Below are 18913 nucleotides of genomic sequence, written 5' to 3'. Positions count from 1 at the left end.
GCGTTCGGCTCGCCGAATCCGCTCGTTCTCGCGAGCCGAGTGTGTTTTCACGAGCCGAACTCGCCGTCCGCCCATCTCCGGCTCGCAGAATCGCGTTCGGCTCGCGGAAGCCGCTCGTTCTCGCGAGCCGAACCTGTTCTCACGAGCCGAACCTGCGCCCGCCACGAGCCCGCTCAGCGCTCGCGCGGCACCCGCAGCGTCACCCGTGCACCCCCGAGCGGCGACGCCTCGACCTCGACCGAGCCGCCGTGCGCCGCCGCGATCTCGGCCACGATCGCGAGACCCAGCCCCGACCCTCCGGCGTCGCGCGCACGCCCCTCGTCGAGCCGCACGAAGCGCTCCAGCACCCGCGCTCGCTCCCCGACCGGGATCCCCGGCCCGTCGTCGTCGACCGCGAGCACCGCCCACGCCCCCTCGGCGCGCGTCGCCACCGCCAGTCGCGAGTGCCGGTGACGCACGGCGTTGTCGACCAGGTTCCGCAGCGCCCGCCCGAGCAGTGCTCCGTCGGCCACGGCCTGCACCGGCGAGACCCCGCCCGCCTCGACGGCGACTCCGGAGTCGCGCAGCCGCCGCACCTCGCCGAGCGCCAGATCGTCGAGGTCGACCGGCGCGGCGACCACCGCCAGCCGTGCCTCGTCGGCGCGCGCGAGCAGCAGCAGACCCTCGATCAGCCCGCCCATCCGCACCGACTCCTCGGCCACCGTCGTGGCGAGCCGAGCGGAGTCGAGCCTGTCCGGGTGCGCGAGCGCCACCTCCGCCGTCTGCCGCAGCGCCGCGACCGGCGACCGCAGCTCGTGCGACGCGTCGGACACGAACCTCCGCTGCCGCGACTGCGCGCTCTCGAGTCGCTCCAGCATCCGGTTGAGGGTCTGCGCCAGGCGGTCGATCTCGTCGCCCGACCCCGGCTCGGCGACCCGCCGGTCCAGCGCGGAGGCGGTGACCGCGTCGGCCTCCGCGCGCATCCGGTCCACGGGGCGCAGCGCGCGCCCGACCACCACCGCGCAGACGACGGCGACGAAGAGCACGAGCAGCGGCACCGCCACCGCGAGCAGCGCGATCGTCGTCGCGACCGCCTCCGCCCGGCCCTCGTCGGGGACGCCGACGACCACGAGCGAGCCGTCGTCGAGCTGCTGCGTCGCCACGACGACGGGATCCTCGTCCTCGGGTGTCGCGGTGAACGGCTCGTCCACCTCGTCGGTCGCGAGAGGGGGGAGGTCCTCGGCGTCCTCGCCGGCCGCCACGACGCGCCCGTCGACCACCAGTTGCACCACGCCCTCCGAGGCCCGCACCGCACCGGCACCGCCGCTCTCGACCAGCGCGCCGATCCGCTCCGCCTCCGCCTCGGCCGAGGTCGCCGCGCTCGCCGCGAGAACGGACGAGAGCACGAGCACGAACGCGATCCCGCCGAGCACCGCCGCGAGGGCGACCACGGCCGTGGCCGCGAGCACGATGCGGGTGCGCAGCGACCGCCTCCTCACGGCGCCACCAGCGAGTAGCCCGCACCGCGCTGCGTGCGGATGGTGTCGACGCCGAACGGCCGGTCGATCTTGTTGCGGAGGGTGCGGATGTAGACCTCCACGATGTTGGGGTCGCCGTCGAAGTCGAAGTCCCAGACGGCGCCGAGCACGTCGCGCTTCGAGACGACGTCGCCGGCGCGCGAGACCAGGTACTCGAGCACGCTGAACTCGCGCGCGGTGAGCGCGATCGGCATCCCGCCGCGCTCGACGCGCCGCGCGGCCGGGTCGAGCACGAGGTCGCCCACCACCTGCACGGTCGGGCGCTCGGCGGCGCCGCGGCGGATCAGCGCGCGCAGCCGCGCCACGAGCACCGGGAACGAGAACGGCTTGGTGAGGTAGTCGTCGGCTCCGGTGTCGAGCGCCTCGACCTGGTCGAGGTCGCCGTCCTTCGCGGTCAGCATCAGGATGGGCGTCCAGTCCTCCGCGGCGCGGAGCCGCTCGCAGACCCGGAAGCCGCTGACATCGGGGAGCATCAGGTCGAGCACGATCGCGGCGTAGTCGGCCTAGCTCGCGAGCCAGAGCGCGTCGGTGCCGGTCGTGGCGGTGTCGACGGCGAAGCCCTCGGCCTCGAGCCCGGTCTCGAGCGCGCGCAGCAGGTTGATCTCGTCGTCGACGACCAGGATGCGGATGGCGGCCTCCCGAGGCTCGGCTCGCGCGCCCCGCGCGGCTCGGCCCAGGCTAGCGGCGACCCTGCTGAAGCCCGCCTGAAGCTCTGGGCACCCGATGTTTCCCCGCGTGCGGTACACACGGGGGATGACCGATCTGCAGCGCCGCCTCGGCACCGGCGACGCCGTGTTCATCGGGCTCGGCTCGATGCTCGGCGCCGGGCTCTTCTCGGCGTTCGCCCCGGCCGCCGCCGCGGCGGGCCCCTGGCTGCTCGCCGGCCTCGCGCTCGCCGCGCTCGTCGCCTGGGCCAACGCCTCCTCCTCGGCGCAGCTCGCCGCACAGCACCCCCGCTCGGGCGGCACCTACGTCTACGGCCGCGAGCACCTCGGCGAGTGGCCCGGGTTCCTCGCCGGCTGGGGCTTCGTCGTCGGCAAGACGGCCAGCTGCGCGGCGATGGCGCTGACCTTCGCGGCCTACGCGGCGCCTCCGGGGTGGGAGCGACCGATCGCGGCGCTCGCCGTGGCCGCCCTGGTCGCCGTGAACACGCTCGGGGTCACCCGGACCGCGCTCGCGACGCGCATCATCGTGTCGATCGTGCTGGTGGTGCTCGCGCTGGCGGTCGCCGCGTCGGTCGCGGGCGGCCCCGCGCCGGTCGGGGCGTTCACCGGCGCGTTCGACGCCTACGGGGTGCTGCAGTCGGCCGGACTGCTGTTCTTCGCCTTCGCCGGCTATGCGCGCCTGGCGACGATGGGGGAGGAGGTGCGGGATCCGTCCCGCACGATCCCGCGGGCGGTCCTCGGCGCCCTCGCGCTCGCCGTGCTCGTCTACGCCGTGATCGGGTCGTCGCTGCTCGCCGCCCTCGGCCCCGAGGGGCTGGCGGAGTCGACCGAGCCGCTCGTCGAGGCGACCGCGGCCTGGCCGTGGGTCGCCCCGGTCGTCCGCGTCGGCGCGGCGGCGGCGAGCCTCGGCGCACTGCTCGCCCTGATCGCGGGCATCGGCCGCACGACGCTGGCGATGGCACGCGAGGGCGACCTGCCGCGGACGCTGGCCCACGTCGATCCGGTGCGCAGCGTCCCGCGCCGCGCCGAGGTCGCCCTCGGCGCCGTCGTGATCCTCCTGGTGCTGACGCTCGACCTGCGCTCGGCGATCGGCTTCTCGTCGTTCGGGGTGCTGCTCTACTACCTGGTCGCGAACCTGTCGGCGCTGCGGCAGGAGCCGCCGTTCCGCCGCTACCCGCGCGCCGTCGCCGTCGGCGGGGCGATCGGCTGCGTGGTCCTCGTCGTCACGCTTCCGATCGGCTCGATCCTCGGAGGCGTCGCCGTCTTCGCGATCGGGGCGGTCTACCGCTTCGCGAGGCTGCGGCGCGCCCGCTCGCAGTGAGCGGGCGCGCCGAGGGTCACTCGTCGCGGTCGGTGTACTCGCCCTCGACGTCCGAGTCGGCGCCAGCCGTCTCGGTGTCGACGTAGCTGCCCTTCTCGTCGCTCTCCTCCTCGTGCGCGGAGGTGTCGACGTAGCTGCCCTGCTCGTCGCTCGCGGTGTGCGAGACGCCCTCGGTCGAGGTGTACTCGCCATCGGGAGTCGCGGTCGTGTCGGTCGCGGTCGTCTCGGTGTGCGCGGTCTCGTCCGCCAGGTGGCGGCCGCGGCGGGCGGCGCTGTCGGTCTCGGGAGTCTCGTCGTCGTGTGCCATGTCGGGTCCTCGCTTCATCGCGTCCGGAGCGGCGCGCCACCTGATCGGGGGCGCCGGGTTCTGCTCGTCCGACGATTCTGCATCCGGGCGGGCGGTGCAAGGTGTTGCGGCTGCACATCCGTGCCGGTCGCCCCCTGCGCAACTCCTGGTGGGGATCCGCCCTGCGGCCTAGCGTGAGCCGGGTGAGCGCACCGACCCGAACCCGCTGGAGTGTCATCGGACAGCTCGGCCCCCTCTTCGACGACGGCGGTCCGATGCTGCTCGTCGAAGCCCGCTCGGCCTTCGGTCGGCGGCCGATGCACCGGGCGAAGGCGCAGCTGCTCCTCTCGGCGCTGCGGCACCGCGGGCGCGAGCTCGGCGACCGGGTCGAGTACGTCCGCGCCGAGACGTTCGCCGAGGGCCTGGCGGGTCGCGACGACCTCGAGGTCATCGACCCGCCGACGCGCGGCGGACGCCGTCTCGCGCGCCGGATGGGCATGAGCGTCCTCCCCAGCCGCGGCTTCGTGACCGAGGAGGAGGACTTCCGCGAGTGGGCGCTCTCGCGGGCGGGGTCCCGCCTCCTGCTCGAGGACTTCTACCGCTGGAGCCGCGAGCGCACGGGGATCCTGATGCGCGGCGCCCAGCCCGAGGGCGGCAAGTGGAACTACGACCACGACAACCGCAATCCGCCGCCGAAGGGCGCGTCGCGGCTCGGCCTCCCCGACCCGTGGTGGCCCGAGGAGGACGACATCGACGAGGAGGTGCGCGCCGACCTCGCGAAGTGGGAGCGCGAGGGGGCTGTGCGCCTGGTCGGCGAGGACGGCCCGCGCCGCTTCGCCGCGACTCCGGCCGAGGCGGAGGCGGCACTCGCCGACTTCGTGTCGTCGCGCCTGGGCGACTTCGGCACCTACGAGGACGCGATGCTCTCGGGCGACTGGACGATGGCGCACTCGCTGCTGAGCGCGCCGCTGAATCTCGGACTGCTCGACCCCCGCACCGTCGTCGAGGCGGCCGAGGCCGAGTACGCGTCGGGAGGTGCTCCGCTCTCGGGCGTCGAGGGCTTCGTCCGTCAGGTGATGGGCTGGCGCGACTACGTCTGGCACCTCTACTGGCACCTCGGGCCCGACTACCGCGAGCGCAGCAACGCGCTGGGGGCGAGGACGCCGCTCCCGGAGGCGCTGCTCACCCTGGACCCGGCGGGCATCGAGGCGAACTGCCTGCACGAGACCCTCGACGACGTCAGCCGCCACGGCTGGGCGCACCACATCCAGCGGCTGATGGTGCTCGGCAACTGGGGGCTGCAGCGCGGCTGGGACCCGGGGGAGTTCAACGACTGGTTCGTCGACGTCTTCGTCGACGGCACGGAGTGGGTGATGCCGGCGAACGTGATCGGCATGTCGCAGCACGCCGACGGCGGCATCGTCGCGACCAAGCCGTACGCGTCGGGCGGCGCCTACATCAACAAGATGTCGGACTACTGCGGCGGCTGCCGCTTCAACCCGAAGGTGCGCCTCGGCGAGGACGCCTGCCCGGTGACCGCCGGCTACTGGTCGTTCCTCGACCGCGTCGAGCCCGCCCTCCGCGGCAACCACCGGATGGCGCAGCCCCTCGCGGGCCTGCGCCGCCTGTCCGACCGCGAGGCCGTCGTCGCCCAGGAGCGCCACCGCGAGAGCTACTGACGCCCCCCGCGCCTGCTCGCTGGTCGAGCCCGCAGCCCCGCAGGGGCGTATCGAGACCCACCAGCGTCAGAGATCGGCCTTCCGAGCCGGCCTTCCGACGCTGGTGGATCTCGATACGCCCGCTCCGCGGGCTACTCGATCAGCATGGGCCGGGCGGCCGGCGTGAGGTCCCTCTTCTCGGGCAGGAGGCGGCGCGCGCCGCCCTGCATGCTGGTCGAGTAGCCCCGCAGGGGCGTATCGAGACCCACCAGCGTCAGCAGTCCCGGCCGTTCCGCGAGGACGCCGACCCCCCCCGTCTACCGCGTGAACACCGACACCGTCACCGCGACCGTCACCGCGGTCTCCGCGCCGTGCCCCGCCAGCGCCCCCTCGAGCGCCGCCGCATCGACGTGGTGCGCGCTCGGCCCCATCAGCACCTCCGCCCGCAGCTCGTCCCGCGTCATCAGCACCCCGTAGTCGAGCTCGCGCCGCGCGGCGAGCGAGAACTCCGCCAGCTGCTCGTCGAGCCGCTCCGCCTTGCCCGCGTCGATCCCGAGCATCCCGAGCTCCGTCCGGATCTCGTGCAGGTGCCGCTCGCGCGGCGTGACCACGACCGCGACCCCGCCCGGCCGCAGCACGCGCAGCATCTCGGGCGCGTTCCGCGGCGCGAAGACCGTGAGCAGCGCGTCGGCGCTGGCGTCGGCGAGGGGGAGCGGCTGCCAGAGGTCGGCCGTCGCGATCGCCGCCCGCGGGTGCGCTCGCGCGGCACGGCGCGCCGCCGCCGCCGAGAGGTCGAGCCCGAGTCCCGACGCCCCGGGTCGCGCGTCGAGCACGGCCGCGAGGTAGGCCCCCGTGCCGCAGCCCAGATCGACGACGAGCCGCGCATCGCCCGGCACCGCCTCCGCCACCGCCGCCTGGATCGCCCCGAAGTGCCCGGTGGCGAGAAGCTCGGACCTCGCCTGCACCATCGCCGCGGTGTCGCCCGAGGTCGCGTGCCGGCCGCGCAGGAGCGAGACGTAGCCCTGCCGCGCGACATCGGCGCTGTGCCCGAGCGGGCAGCGGAGCACGGTCGGTCGCGGCAGCGCGTCCGGCGCGAGGGAGTCTCCGCAGACGGGGCACGCCAGAGCCGGCAGCACCACCGAGCCCGGCGCGACCTCGGGATCGAACGCGCTCACGGGGCCCGCATCGCGGTGACGGCCGCGTTCAGCGTCGCGATCACCGGCACCGCGAACAGCGCGCCCGCGAGGCCGCCCACCTCGAGCCCCGTCGCCACTCCGAGCACCACGGCGAGCGGATGCACCTTCACCGCCGTCCCGAGGATGAGCGGCTGCAGCACGTGCCCCTCGAGCAGGTGCACCACGATGACGACGCCGATCATCACCAGTGCGGCGACCGGCCCGCTGAACAGCAGCGCCACCAGCGCGGCGAGCGCCCCGGTGACGATCGCCCCGAGGATCGGCACGAACGACCCGAGGAACACCACGATCGCGATCGGCACGACGAGCGGCAGCTGCAGGGCGAGGGCGCCGATCCCGATCCCCACGGCGTTGATCGCCGCGACTCCGAGCTGGGCCCGCACGAACTGGCTCAGGGTGCGCCACCCGGCGGCGCCGCCGCGCTCGAGCGGCGGCCGGGCGCGCGGCGGCAGCAGGCGGAGGATCCACTCCCAGATGCGCCGCCCGTCGAGCAGCAGGAAGATCAGCGAGAACAGGGTGAGCAGGGCGCCGGCGAAGAGCTCGACGACCTGCGAGCCGACCGCGAGCGCCCCGGAGGCGATCGTCGCGGCCTGCATGTCGGCCCACGACACCGCCTCCTGCGCCCAGTCGCCGAGCTGCACGTCGGTGAACGAGAGCGGCGGGCCCTGCAGCCACGCCTCCACGTCGTCGACCGAGTCGAGCAGGCGCTGCCCGATGCCGCTGAAACCCGAGCGCGACTGGGCGACGACGAGGCCGATCAGGCCGAGGAGCGCCAGCAGCATCGCGAGGATCGAGACCAGCACCGAGAGCCAGCGCGGCCAGCGCAGCCGCTCGAGGCGATCGCGCAGCGGAGTGAGCAGCGCCGTCAGCAGCAGCGCGATCAGCACGGGGATGACGACGACGGGGACCAGGGCGACCAGGCGCACGACGAGGTAGAGCATCGCGGCGACGGCGAGGAACCGCCAGCTCCAGGCGGCGGCGAGGCGCATGCCGGGGGTGACGTCGGTGGAGTCCGCGGAGTCGACGGCGGCGGGCGCCGCGCCCGCGACGGCCCGGTCCTGCACTCGACGTCGCCGCATGGCCCCTCCGATCCCCTCCGCAGTGTAGAGCGGAGGGGCGACACGGGTCTGGGGCGTCGCCCGGCGCCCGTCCGTCGATCGACCGATTCGACGGATCCGGTTGCCTGCAGCGCCGATCGATGACCTAATAGAGGCACTATGCCCACCAGGACAACGGTTTTCGAACGTCAGGGGCCCGCGCCCTCCCTCGTCGACGACGCTCTCGCCGGCTCGCGGCGCGGCGTCTTCTGGCTCGAGGGCGCCCCCGCGCCCCGCCCTCCGCTGGCGGCCTCCGCGACCGCCGATCTCGTGATCATCGGCGGCGGCTACTCCGGATTGTGGAGCGCCCTGCGCGCCAAGGAGCGCGATCCCGAGCGGCGAGTGATCCTGCTCGAGGCGCGCTCGATCGGCTGGGCCGCCTCCGGCCGCAACGGCGGCTTCGTCGAGTCGAGCCTCACCCACGGCCGCGAGAACGGGCTGGCCCGCTGGCCCGCCGAGTCCGAGACGCTCGAGCGGCTCGGCGTCGAGAACCTCGACGGCATCCAGCGGACGATCGCGCGGTACGGCATGGACTGCGACTTCGAGCGGACGGGATCGCTCGCGGTCGCGGTCGAGGAGCACCAGGTCGAGTGGCTCGCCGAGGGTGACGAAGTGGCGGGCGGCCGATTCCTCGACGCCGAGCAGGTCCGCGGAGTCGTCGACTCACCCACCTTCCTCGCAGGCCTGACTGCGCCCGCCGAGCAGTGCGCCCTGGTGCACCCCGGCCGGCTCGCCCGCGAGCTCGCGCGGGTCGCCGAGGAGCTCGGGGTCGAGATCCACGAGGACAGCCGCGTCCTCGGCCTCGAGAGCGTCGGCGACCGCGTGCGGGTGCGCACCGAGGGGGGCAGCGTCACGGCGGCCCAGGCGATCCTCGGCACCAGCGCGTTCCCGTCGCTGCTCGCTCGGACCCGGCTGATGACGGTCCCCGTCTACGACTACGTCCTGATGACCGAGCCGCTCGACGCGGCGCAGCAGCGCGCGATCGGCTGGGAGGGGCGCGAGGGCCTGAGTGACGTCGCGAACCAGTTCCACTACTACCGGCGCACCGCCGACGACCGCATCCTGTGGGGCGGCTACGACGCCGTCTACCACCCGGGCGGACGCATCCGCTCGCGCTACGAGGAGCGGCCCGACACCTACCGCGCCCTCGCCTCGCACTTCCTGACGACCTTCCCGCAGCTCGAGGGGCTGGGCTTCAGCCACCGCTGGGCGGGAGTGATCGACACCAGCACGCAGTTCGCCGCCTTCTACGGCACCGCCCTCGGCGGCCGGGTCGCCTACGCCGCGGGCTACACCGGGCTCGGAGTCGGCACCACGGCCTTCGCCGCCGATGTGATGCTCGACCTCCTCGCGGGCGAGCGCACCGAGCGGACGGAGCTCGAGATGGTCCGGAGCCCGCCCCTGCCCTTCCCGCCCGAGCCGCTCGCGTCGATCGGCATCCAGGCGACCCGCTGGTCCCTGGACCGCGCCGATCACGACGGCGGGCGGCGGAACCTCCTCCTGAAGTCCCTCGACGCCCTCGGGCTCGGCTTCGACTCCTGACCCTCGACCCGGAAAGAGCCGCCGTGCCGCTCCTCGCCCAGCACACCGCCGTCCGCATCGCCGACGTCGCCCTCGAGCCCCTGGACGCGGGGGAGGGCGCCCCCGCCACGGGTGTGCGGGCGCTCGCCACCCTCGGCGGCCTCGAGATCGGAGTGTGGGAGATGGCGGTCGGCGAGGCCGTCGACACCGAGGCGGAGGAGGTGTTCGTCGTGGTCGCGGGTCGCGGGCGCGTCGAGATCGCCGGAGACGTCATCGAGCTCGAGCCCGGGGTGATCGTGCGACTCGCCGAGGGCGCTCGGAGCCGCTGGACCGTCACCGAGACGCTGCGGAAGGTCTACCTCACGGCCGGCTGAGCGCCTGCCGGCCGTCGATTGCCGCCGACGCGTCGGAGGCCGTCGGCGGCTGGGATACCGTGCTCACCGGACGGTGACCCCACGACCGGCGGCCCCGCAACAGCGAGTTCGGAACGGAGACGACCCATGCTCGACGCCCTTCTCGCGCTCGCCGGCTGGTTCGCGGGCGCGGTGCTCGTGGCGAGCGGCGCGCTGAAGCTCGGGCGGGCCGACGCGTTCCGCGACAGCCTCGGCGCGCTCGGTCTGCCGGCGCTCCTCGCGCGCGGTCCGCTGTTCGCGCGGCTCTTCCCCGTCGGCGAGATCCTCCTGGGCCTCGCGATCGTGCTGGCGCCCGCTCCGGCGCACCGGCTCGCGCTGGTGGTCGCCGCCCTCGTCTACGCCGTGTTCCTGGTCGTCGCGGTGCGCGCCTCCCGGGCGCCGGAGCCCGTCGACTGCGAGTGCTTCGGCGGTCTCGGGGAGTCGCGGATGACCGGCCGGACGGTCGCGCGCAACGCCCTGCTCCTGGCGCTCGCCCTCGCGGGACTCGCGGGCCCGGCACCCGCTGCGCTGCTCGGCCCCGTCGTCGCGTCGACGATCGCCTCGGGGCTCGCCGCCGCGCTCGTCGCCGTCGTCCTGGTGCTGGTCCGCGACCGCCGAGCGGCGCCGTCCCCCTCCGTCCCGGGCGCCGTCACCGACGGTCTCGAGCTGCGCACCTTCGCGGGGGAGCGGATCCCGCTGGCGGACTTCGCGCAGCCGCCGACCCACCTGGTGTTCTTCTCGCCGAACTGCATCTCGTGCCACGAGCTGGTCGCGCGGTTCCGCTGGTGGCCGAACGGGCTGCGCGAGGGCGAGGAGCTCGTGCCGGTGTTCCTCGGTGCGCCGGAGGCCTTCGCCGCGCACGAGGTCTTCGCGCCGCTGGTCGAGCACGCCCTCTACGACCCCGACCGCGCCGCGGCCGCCGCGCTCGGGCGCACCTCCACGCCCGGTCACGTCCTGCTCGATCCGCAGAACCCGCTCGGCGACGGCTGGACCTCGGGCTGGTTCGAGATCGAGCGCCGCGTCCTGCGCCCCGACTTCTTCGCCGACGTGCACGCCGGACGGATCGGTCCCGCCGCCGCCGAGCACGCCTCCTGACCCCGCCCCGGGTGCGCGACGATGGGATCCGCACCCGGACGAACGGAGACCGCATGACCCTCGGCTCGCTCAGCACCGCCCCCGCCGCAGACCGCCCCGACCTGCTCGCCGAGGCGGTCCGCGCCGGAGCCCAGCGCGACGGCCTGCTCGACCGGCTGGAGGTCGTCGAGATCGACGCCGCCGATTCCGACACTGCCGTCACGAAGGAGCGCTACGGGCTCGAGGACCGCGACCTCGCGAACTGCGTGGTCGTCGCCGGATCGCGGGCCGGCGACGAGCGGATAGCGGCGTGCGTCGTTCTCGCCGACTCCCGCGCCGACGTGAACGGCGCCGTCCGCCGGCTGCTCGACGTCCGCAAGGCGTCGTTCCTCGGGCTGGAGAGGGCGGTCGCCGAGTCGGGCATGGAGTACGGCGGCATCACCCCGATCGGCCTGCCCGGCGGCTGGCGCCTCCTGATCGACGAGCGCGTGCTCGAGCGCCCCGCCGTCGTGATCGGCAGCGGCGTCCGCCGGTCGAAGATCGTCCTCCCGGGAGCGGTGCTCGCCCGCCTCACCGGCGCCGAGGTCGTCGCGGGGCTCGGCCTCCGCCAACCCGCATGAGGCGCACCTCCTCCAGCCGTCGGGCGGTCAGGGTCACTGGTCTCGCTGCCTGCGTGCTCGCACTGGCAGGGACAGCGGGATGCGCGGCGGACGTGCCCGGTCCATCGCCGACGTCTCCGCTGGTGAGCAGGGAGCGCGTCGAGGCGTCGGCGCCGTTCGATGACGCGCTCGCGCTCTCGGGCACCGAAGGGATCGACGAGATCGCGCGGGCCAGGGCGGACTGGTGCTTCTCGGAAGGCGGCCCGACCGGTCTGACGCTGGGTCCCTCCGGGGCCGTGTACAGCACCGTCTGCCTGCTCGAGGGCGCGGTCGTGTACGCGGTGCAGGGTGCCGATCAGGCGGACGCCGCCCGGGCTGTCGACGCTTTCCTCGAGCGCAACGGGATCCACAGCGGTCAGGGAACGGTCGTCGACGGGCTGTCCGACCGCGACCTCCTGACCGGGCCCGCGCTCGAGGGAGGTGGCGGACGAGACCTCCCCGGCGGAGGGGCAGGCGGAGCCGTCTCGCTCTCGTGGGAGTTCGGCGACGCCGACCGGCTCGCGGTCGACGGTCTGCCCCTCGCCGACGGCTTCAACCGGGTGTCCTACGACGGCACCATCACCGAGGGGACTCCGGAGGACGTCCGTCAGTCGGGCGCTCGATACTCGCTCACCGTCCGGTTGATGTGGCGCTACTTCAGCGGGGCGGGCGACGGGGAGCTTCCGCGGTGACCTCGGTGCCTGCTGAGTCCGCGCGCACACTCGAGTCGCGGACACCCCGTAGCTGCCCGAAACAAAGGCGTCGTACGGTGGGCGCATGCGCGCAGAACTCACACTCGGCGCGGAGGAAGAGCTCCACCTGATCGACCTCGAGACGAGGCAGCTCTCCGCGCACGCACCCCAGGTGCTCGCGCGGTTGCCGCGAGAGAACTTCTCGGCAGAGCTGCAGCGGACGACGGTCGAGACGAACACACCGGTCGTCGACTCGCTCGACGGGCTCCGGGAGCAGCTCATCACCCTCCGCCAGGCGGTCATCGACGCGGCGGCCCCCGACGGCATCGGCATCGCCGCCGTCGGCACCGCACCGCGATCGGAGCACAAGGACTTCGAGCTCACCAGCACCGGCCGCTACGGCCGGATGCAGGAGCAGTACCGGATGCTCGTGGACGAGCAGCTGATCTGCGGCACCCAGATCCACGTCGGGGTCTCCGATCGCGAGCTCGCGATCCAGATCGCGCAGCGGATCGCCCGGGATCTGCCGGTGCTGCTCTCGGCGAGCGCCAGCAGTCCGTACTGGAACGGCCAGGACACCGGCTACGCGAGCATCCGCACGATCATCTGGCAGCGCTGGCCGAGCGCCGGGGCGACCGGACCGCTGGCCTCCGCGGCGGAGTACGACCGCCTCCTCGCCGACCTCATCGCGACCGGCGTCATCGCCGACTCCAAGATGGCGTACTTCGACGTGCGACCCTCCTCGCACGCGCCGACCCTGGAGCTCCGGGTCTGCGACGCGATGCCGATCGTCGACGACGCGGTCCTGGTCGCCGGGCTCTTCCGCGGCCTCGTGCGCGCGGCCGAGCTCGACATCGAGGCGGGACGCCCGTTCCGGCACACCCCGCCGCCGATCCAGCGCGCCGCCACCTGGCAGGCCGCGCGCGGCGGTCTCGCCGGGCAGCTCCTCGACCACACCGAGCACCCCCGTCCGGTCCCCGCGGCGGAGGCGCTGCGCAGCATGATCGCGCGCCTCCAGCCCGCGCTCGACGAGCTCGGCGACCTCGAGCAGGTGCGCGAGCTGACCGAGGCGCTGATCGCGCGCGGCAACTCCGCCGACCGTCAGCGCGCCGTCTACGCCGAGCGCGGCACCCTCGACGCCGTCGTCGACTCCGTGGTCGCCGAGACCCACGGACCCGCGAGCGGACCGATCCTGCCGGCGCCGAGCCTCCGCACCTACCGCGTGCGCGCCGGAGACGAGGCCGTCGCCACCGGCGGCCGCCCCCGCAGCGCCTACCAGCCGATCCTCGAGCACTTCCGCGATCTCGGCGCCGAGCGGCTCGGCGAGCTGCACGAGTCGCGCGACCGCCTGGTCGAGGCGGCCGGCATCACCTTCCGCGTCGAGGACGAGGACCGGCCCTTCCCGGTCGACCTCGTGCCGCGGGTCCTGCAGGCGCACGAGTGGTCGGAGCTGGCCGCGGGTCTCGAGCAGCGGGCGCGCGCGCTCGAGTGCTTCCTCCAGGACGCGTACGGCGAGAAGCGGGCCGAGCGCGACGGCATCGTCCGCACGCTCCGCGGATCCGCCGGCTGGCGCGAGGAGGGCACCCGTCTGCCTCCGGGCACCGTGCGGGGTGCCGTGATGGGCTTCGACCTCGTCCGCAACGAGTTCGGCGGATGGCGCGTGCTCGAGGACAATCTGCGGAACCCCAGCGGCCTGGCCTACGCGATGGGCATCCGCTCGCTCGTCGACGATCTGCTGCCCGAGCTGCCCCGGCCGGAGGGGCTGCTCGATCCGTCGAGCGCGTTCGCCGGGCTGCGGCGCACGCTCCTGCAGGGCGTCGCCCCCGAGGTCACCGAGCCCGTCCTGGCCCTGCTCTCGAGCGGAGCGTCGAGCTCGGCCTGGTTCGAGCACCGCGCCCTGGCCGACGGTGCGGGGCTCCTGCTGCTCGAGGCCGAGGACCTCGTCGTCGAGGGCGGGCGGGTCCGGGCGCAGGGCCGGACCGTCGACGCCCTCTACCTCCGCCTCGACGTCGAGCTGGCCGACCTGGTCGCCGACGACCGCGCGATCGGTCAACGGGTGCTCGAGGTCGCCGCGGCCGGCCACGTCTTCCTCGCCAACGCCCCCGGCAACGGCATCGCCGACGACAAGGCGCTCTACTGCGCCGTGCCCGAGCTCATCGGCTACTACCTCGACGAGCGGCCGCTGCTCGAGTCGGTGCCGACCTACCGCCCGGAGGACGAGGCGGAGCGCCGCATCGTGCTCGAGCGCGTCGGCGAGCTGGTCACCAAGCCGGTCGACGGCTGGGGCGGTCGCGGCGTGATGATCGGACCCTCCGCCGCTGCCGCGCGAGTCGCCGAGCGACGGGCCGCCATCGCGGCCGAACCGGAGGCGTGGGTCGCCCAGGAGGTCGTCCGCCTGTCGTCCCTGCCCTCCTTCTCGGGCACCGAGCTGCAGCCGCGGCACGTCGACCTCCGCGCCTTCGTCTTCGTCACGGGGACGGGGCCCGACGACGTCCGCCTCGCCGACCTCGCGCTGACCCGCGTGGCGGCCGAGGGCAGCATGATCGTCAACTCCTCCCGCGGCGGCGGCGCGAAGGACACCTGGATCGTGGGGCGCTGAGATGTGCGGACTGGGCGGTGAGATCAGGCTCGACGGCGCCCGCGCCGATGCGGCGGCGGTCGAGCGGATGACGGGCTGCATGGTGCACCGCGGACCGGACGGCGACGGCCTGTGGGCGCGCGGACCGGTCGCGCTCGGTCATCGGCGGCTCTCGATCATCGACCTCTCGCCCGCCGGATCGCAGCCGATGATCGATCCGGCCCTCGGGCTCTCGATCGTGTTCAACGGCTGCATCTACAACTACGAGCAGCTGCGCACCGAGCTCGAGGGCAAGGGGCACCGCTTCTTCTCGCACTCCGACACCGAGGTGATCGGCAAGGCCTACGCCGAGTGGGGTGCGGACTGCGTCGACCGGTTCCTCGGCATGTTCGCCTTCGTGATCGTCGAGCACGTCTCGGGGCGCGTCGTGATGGCGCGCGACCGCCTCGGCATCAAGCCCCTCTACCTCGACGAGACGCGGGAGCGGATCCGCTTCGCCTCGACCGTGCAGGCGCTGCTCGCGGGCGGAGTCGCCGACACGACGATCGACCGCACCGCGCTGATGTTCTACCTGAGCTTCCACTCGGTCGTGCCGGCGCCGCGCACGATCCTGTCCGGAGTCACGAAGCTGCCGCCCGCGACCGTGCGCGTGATCGAGCCCGACGGCACGAGTCGCGAGCACGTCTACTGGGAGCCCGTCTTCGCCCGCGATCCCTCCCGCACCGACTGGAGCGAGCAGGACTGGCAGGAGGCGCTCATCGCGTCGTTCCGCACCGCCGTCGAGCGCCGCATGGTCGCCGACGTGCCGGTCGGCGTGCTGCTCTCGGGAGGCATCGACTCGAGCCTCGTCGTCGCGCTGCTCGCCGAGGCCGGCCAGACCGGGCTGCAGACCTTCTCGATCGGCTTCGACTCGGCGGGCGGGGAGTCGGGGAACGAGTTCGAGTTCTCCGGCCTCGTCGCCGAGCGCTTCGGCACCGATCACCACCGCATCGCGATCGACTCCGCGCGCCTGCTGCCCGGGATCGACGGGGCGATCGCCGCGATGAGCGAGCCGATGGTCTCGCACGACGCCGTCGCCTTCTACCTGCTGAGCGAGGACGTCTCGCAGCACGTCAAGGTCGTGCAGTCGGGCCAGGGCGCCGACGAGGTGCTCGGCGGCTACGACTGGTACCCGCCGCTCGCCGGGGTCCCGCGCGAGAGCGCCGCGGAGGCGTACGCGTCGGTCTTCTTCGACCGTCGCTTCCCCGAGCTGCAGGCGCTGCTCACCCCGGACTGGCGCGGCGCGGATGCGGCGACCGCCTTCATCGCCGAGCGCTTCGGCCGCCCCGGCGCCGAGACGTCGGTCGATGCGGCGCTGCGGAACGACACGACCGTGATGCTCGTCGACGATCCCGTGAAGCGCGTCGACAACATGACGATGGCGTGGGGCCTCGAGGCGCGCGTGCCGTTCCTCGACCACGAGTTCGTCGAGCTCGTCGGCCGGATCCCACCGGAGCTCAAGCTCTCCGACGGCGGCAAGGGCGTGCTGAAGCGCGCCGTGCGCGGCATCGTGCCCGACGAGGTGATCGACCGCACCAAGGGCTACTTCCCGGTGCCCGCGATCCGCCAGCTCGAGGGCCCGTACCTCGAGCGCGTCCGCGCGGCGCTGACCGACCCGTCGGCCCGCGAACGCGCGATCTTCGACCCGGCGACGGTCGACGCGCTCCTCGCCGACCCGAACGCGACCCGCACCCGCCTCGGCTCGAACGAGCTCTGGCAGCTCGCCCTCCTCGAGATGTGGCTCCAGGAGCACGGCGTCGGCTGACCGCGCCCCTCGCTGATCACCTCCGGCTCGCGAGACGTGCTTCGGCTCGCGGAATCCGCCCGTTCTGACGAGCCGACCGCGATCCTGCGAGCCGGAGGTGAGCCCGGAGTCGCGTCGGCTCTCGATCGTTCGCGCCGCGTTCGCCCGGCGCGGAACACGCGCACCGACCGGTGCAGAAGGATGGAGGCATGACCCTCCTCGCACCCGACCGGCTCGCCGCTGCCGAGCGGCTCGGTCTCGCACTCGCGCACGCCTGGGGCAGCTGGGGTCCCACGATGACTCCCGACGCCGCGCGCACCGCCTTCATCAGCGACCGCGGAGGCTCGCCCGAGGTCTGGGTGCAGGACGTCGCCGCCGCGGGAGAGCCGCCCGCCGCGCACTGCATCCGCTTCACCGACGACCCCGTCCTCTCCGTCTCGTGGTCCGCCGACTCCGCCTGGCTCGCCTGCCTGGTCGCGACCGACGGAGGCGTCCGCACGCAGGTCTGGGTGGTCCGGCCCGACGGCTCCGACGCCCGCCGCATCGCAGGCTCCCGCGACGCCCACGCCGAGCTCGGCCCGTGGACGCGGAGCGGGCACCACGTCGTCGTCACCGTGCCCTCCGCCGAGCCCGAGCAGCCGACGCGCTCCTTCCTCGTCGATCCCGCGTCGGGTGAGCGCCGGCCGCTCGTGGACGGCGACCTCATCTCGGTGCTCGACCTCTCCGTCGAGGAGCGGCTCGTGGTCGTCCGCGACGGCCAGCGCGGACACCAGTACTGCGTCGTCGTCGACCGCCTCACCAACGAGAACCACGCGCTGCTGCCCGACTCGGGCACCGGGTCGACCGACGTGGCGCTGCTGCGCCCCTCCGCGCCGAACGACAACGAGAGCCCGATCGTGGCCTACCTCGCGACCGACGTCGACCTCCCGCGTCGCCAGCTCGTCGCGATGCCGCTCGGGCCCGACGGCTGGCGCGGCCGGATCCGCCGGCTCGCCGCCCGCGACGACGCCGAGCTCGAGGGCCTCGACGCCGACGACGCGGGGCGCCTCCTCCTGCTTGTCTGGAACGTCGCCGGCTCGAGCGAGATCGAGCTCTTCGACACCACGACCGGTGCGCGCGTCCCCGTCTCGGGGCTGCCGGGGCTGGTGGCGACCACGCCGGTCCTCTCACGGGACGGCGGGAGCGTCGTGCTCGGCGTCGAGGGGCCGGAGCGTCCGCGGGAGCTCTGGCGGATGGACACGGCGACCCACGAGTGGTCGCGGCTCACGCAGGTGCCCGCGCTGCCGGCCGAGCCCCTCGTGGTCCCGACGCTCGAGCGCTTCGCCGGCCGCGACGGGCTGGCGCTCTCGGGCTGGCTCTACCGCGCCCGGGGAGTGCCGACCGGCGGTCCGGCGATGCTGAGCCTGCACGGCGGGCCGGAGTCGCAGGAGCGGCCGACCTTCGCCGCGCAGCACCAGGCGGTCGCGGCGTCGGGGATCACGGTCTTCGCGCCGAACGTCCGCGGCTCCTCGGGCTTCGGACGCGACTTCGTGCACGCCGACGACGTCGAGAAGCGGACGGACGCGTTCGCCGACGTGCTCGCGGCGGCCGACTTCCTGGTCGACTCCGGCATCGCCGATCGGGCCCGCATCGCGGTGACCGGCCGCTCCTACGGCGGCTACCTGACCCTGGCCTCGCTCGCGTTCTCGCCCGGCGTGTTCGCCGCCGGTGTGGACATCTGCGGCATGTCCGATCTGCGGACCTTCTACCGCGACACCGAGCCGTGGATCGCCTCGGCCGCCGTCACCAAGTACGGGCACCCCGAGCACGACGTCGACCTGCTCGAGCGGCTCTCGCCGCTGGGGAGCGTGTCGGCGATCGACGTGCCGCTCCTGGTGGTCCACGGCGAGCTCGACACGAACGTGCCGATCGGCGAGGCCGAGCAGATCGTCGCGGCGCTGGAGGAGCGGGGCCGGCCGGTCGAGTACCTGCGCCTCGAGGGCGAGGGCCACGAGTACCGGCGCTCGGAGTCGAAGGAGCTGCTGCTCCTCGGCCTGCTGCGGTTCCTCGGCGACGCTCTCACGGGCGAGGAACGGGCCGCGGACGACCGCTCCGCGTGAGGGCGCGGGTCAGCGCGCCTCGAACTCCTCCGCCAGCGATCCGTGGATCGGATTCGCCGGGTCGTCGCCGACCGCCTGCGCGGGATCGTCGATCTCGGCGGCACGCAGATCGCCGAGCCCCTCGGCCGACTCGGGACCGCCGCCCGGGGCGCCGCCGCCCTCGTCCTCGGCGAAGTCCGCTCCGAAGTCGTCCGTGCCGCTCAGGATGTCGTCGGCGACGCGGCTCGAGAGGCCGCTGCGCTCACCCGGTCCGGGGTCGCCCGTCGGATCCGCGGGAGAGGCGGACGCCTCGCCGATCCCGGTCGCCCGGTCCTGCTGCCTCGCCGACATGTCCACTCCTGACTCGCTCCCGGCCGCGGTCCGCCGGAGCGGTCGGTCGCGACGGGTCGCCTGCCC

General features: G+C 74.1%; 15 protein-coding genes and 1 pseudogene. 10 read left to right on the top strand and 6 right to left on the bottom strand.

Annotated elements, in window-relative coordinates; all coding sequences use genetic code 11:
• Positions 1-173: 173 nt before the first annotated feature.
• Positions 174-1478, bottom strand: a complete 1305-nt coding sequence (locus GRS92_RS02315; RefSeq protein ID WP_159852915.1) for a sensor histidine kinase — start codon at positions 1476-1478, stop codon at positions 174-176.
• A pseudogene (locus tag GRS92_RS02310) lies at positions 1475-2146 on the bottom strand (response regulator transcription factor). Before GRS92_RS02310 ends, GRS92_RS02315 begins: the two are co-directional and overlap by 4 nt.
• A gap of 124 nt (positions 2147-2270) precedes the next feature.
• Between GRS92_RS02310 and GRS92_RS02305 the strand changes: the two are divergent.
• Positions 2271-3503 (top strand): APC family permease, encoded by a 1233-nt coding sequence (locus GRS92_RS02305; RefSeq protein ID WP_159852913.1) that lies wholly within the window; start codon positions 2271-2273, stop codon positions 3501-3503.
• A gap of 16 nt (positions 3504-3519) precedes the next feature.
• Here the strand turns inward: GRS92_RS02305 and GRS92_RS02300 are convergent, their stop codons facing one another.
• A complete protein-coding gene (locus tag GRS92_RS02300; protein ID WP_159852911.1) occupies positions 3520-3810 on the bottom strand; it encodes a hypothetical protein in 291 nt (96 codons plus the stop codon).
• 182 nt (positions 3811-3992) lie between these two features.
• On the opposite strand from GRS92_RS02300, the gene GRS92_RS02295 reads away from it, so the two are divergent.
• Positions 3993-5468 carry a cryptochrome/photolyase family protein gene (locus GRS92_RS02295; protein ID WP_235021771.1) on the top strand — a complete coding sequence of 492 codons (1476 nt, stop codon included), beginning with the start codon at positions 3993-3995 and terminating at the stop codon, positions 5466-5468.
• Between the two features lie 296 nt (positions 5469-5764).
• Here the strand turns inward: GRS92_RS02295 and GRS92_RS02290 are convergent, their stop codons facing one another.
• Both GRS92_RS02290 and GRS92_RS02285 read right to left on the bottom strand, forming a co-directional pair.
• Positions 5765-6622 carry a methyltransferase domain-containing protein gene (locus GRS92_RS02290; protein ID WP_159852909.1) on the bottom strand — a complete coding sequence of 286 codons (858 nt, stop codon included), beginning with the start codon at positions 6620-6622 and terminating at the stop codon, positions 5765-5767.
• On the bottom strand, positions 6619-7722 hold the full coding sequence (locus GRS92_RS02285; protein WP_159852907.1) for an AI-2E family transporter: 1104 nt from the start codon (positions 7720-7722) through the stop codon (positions 6619-6621). Before GRS92_RS02285 ends, GRS92_RS02290 begins: the two co-directional genes overlap by 4 nt.
• Positions 7723-7860: 138 nt before the next feature.
• Between GRS92_RS02285 and GRS92_RS02280 the strand changes: the two genes are divergently transcribed.
• The 8 genes from GRS92_RS02280 (at position 7861) to GRS92_RS02245 (ending at position 18517) form a co-directional block, all read left to right on the top strand.
• Complete coding sequence (locus GRS92_RS02280; protein WP_159852905.1) at positions 7861-9282, top strand: NAD(P)/FAD-dependent oxidoreductase; 1422 nt, start codon at positions 7861-7863, stop codon at positions 9280-9282.
• Positions 9283-9305: 23 nt separating this feature from the next.
• A complete protein-coding gene (locus tag GRS92_RS18935; RefSeq protein WP_159852903.1) occupies positions 9306-9635 on the top strand; it encodes a cupin domain-containing protein in 330 nt (109 codons plus the stop codon).
• A 126-nt stretch (positions 9636-9761) separates the two neighbouring features.
• Positions 9762-10748, top strand: a complete 987-nt coding sequence (locus GRS92_RS02270) for a MauE/DoxX family redox-associated membrane protein (protein WP_159852901.1) — start codon at positions 9762-9764, stop codon at positions 10746-10748.
• A 53-nt stretch (positions 10749-10801) separates the two neighbouring features.
• On the top strand, positions 10802-11347 hold the full coding sequence (locus GRS92_RS02265) for a YbaK/EbsC family protein (RefSeq protein ID WP_159852899.1): 546 nt from the start codon (positions 10802-10804) through the stop codon (positions 11345-11347).
• Between the two features lie 122 nt (positions 11348-11469).
• Positions 11470-12057 carry a hypothetical protein gene (locus GRS92_RS02260; protein WP_159852897.1) on the top strand — a complete coding sequence of 196 codons (588 nt, stop codon included), beginning with the start codon at positions 11470-11472 and terminating at the stop codon, positions 12055-12057.
• Between the two features lie 85 nt (positions 12058-12142).
• Complete coding sequence (locus GRS92_RS02255) at positions 12143-14656, top strand: glutamate--cysteine ligase (protein WP_159852895.1); 2514 nt, start codon at positions 12143-12145, stop codon at positions 14654-14656.
• 1 nt (position 14657) lies between these two features.
• Positions 14658-16439 carry an N-acetylglutaminylglutamine amidotransferase gene (locus GRS92_RS02250; RefSeq protein WP_159852893.1) on the top strand — a complete coding sequence of 594 codons (1782 nt, stop codon included), beginning with the start codon at positions 14658-14660 and terminating at the stop codon, positions 16437-16439.
• A 188-nt stretch (positions 16440-16627) separates the two neighbouring features.
• Positions 16628-18517, top strand: a complete 1890-nt coding sequence (locus GRS92_RS02245; protein ID WP_159852891.1) for a S9 family peptidase — start codon at positions 16628-16630, stop codon at positions 18515-18517.
• Between the two features lie 9 nt (positions 18518-18526).
• Here the strand turns inward: GRS92_RS02245 and GRS92_RS02240 are convergent, their stop codons facing one another.
• Complete coding sequence (locus tag GRS92_RS02240) at positions 18527-18847, bottom strand: hypothetical protein (RefSeq protein ID WP_159852889.1); 321 nt, start codon at positions 18845-18847, stop codon at positions 18527-18529.
• Positions 18848-18913: the final 66 nt, after the last annotated feature.

This window comes from Rathayibacter sp. VKM Ac-2754, from assembly GCF_009807095.1.
In the GTDB taxonomy this organism is placed as follows: Bacteria; Actinomycetota; Actinomycetes; order Actinomycetales; family Microbacteriaceae; genus Rathayibacter.
The sequence above is the reverse complement of the archived record's forward strand: the minus strand, read 5'-3'. Positions and strand labels throughout refer to the sequence as shown.

What these genes read in the sequence shown, in the direction of transcription:
- GRS92_RS02255 (WP_159852895.1), top strand. Translation starts at nt 12,143, where the DNA reads ATGCGCGCAGAACTCACACTCGGCGCGGAGGAAGAGCTCCACCTGATC.
- GRS92_RS02270 (WP_159852901.1), top strand. Translation starts at nt 9,762, where the DNA reads ATGCTCGACGCCCTTCTCGCGCTCGCCGGCTGGTTCGCGGGCGCGGTG.
- GRS92_RS02240 (WP_159852889.1), bottom strand. Translation starts at nt 18,847, where the DNA reads ATGTCGGCGAGGCAGCAGGACCGGGCGACCGGGATCGGCGAGGCGTCC.
- GRS92_RS02245 (WP_159852891.1), top strand. Translation starts at nt 16,628, where the DNA reads ATGACCCTCCTCGCACCCGACCGGCTCGCCGCTGCCGAGCGGCTCGGT.
- GRS92_RS02280 (WP_159852905.1), top strand. Translation starts at nt 7,861, where the DNA reads ATGCCCACCAGGACAACGGTTTTCGAACGTCAGGGGCCCGCGCCCTCC.
- GRS92_RS02300 (WP_159852911.1), bottom strand. Translation starts at nt 3,810, where the DNA reads ATGGCACACGACGACGAGACTCCCGAGACCGACAGCGCCGCCCGCCGC.
- GRS92_RS02285 (WP_159852907.1), bottom strand. Translation starts at nt 7,722, where the DNA reads ATGCGGCGACGTCGAGTGCAGGACCGGGCCGTCGCGGGCGCGGCGCCC.
- GRS92_RS02305 (WP_159852913.1), top strand. Translation starts at nt 2,271, where the DNA reads ATGACCGATCTGCAGCGCCGCCTCGGCACCGGCGACGCCGTGTTCATC.
- GRS92_RS02265 (WP_159852899.1), top strand. Translation starts at nt 10,802, where the DNA reads ATGACCCTCGGCTCGCTCAGCACCGCCCCCGCCGCAGACCGCCCCGAC.
- GRS92_RS02250 (WP_159852893.1), top strand. Translation starts at nt 14,658, where the DNA reads ATGTGCGGACTGGGCGGTGAGATCAGGCTCGACGGCGCCCGCGCCGAT.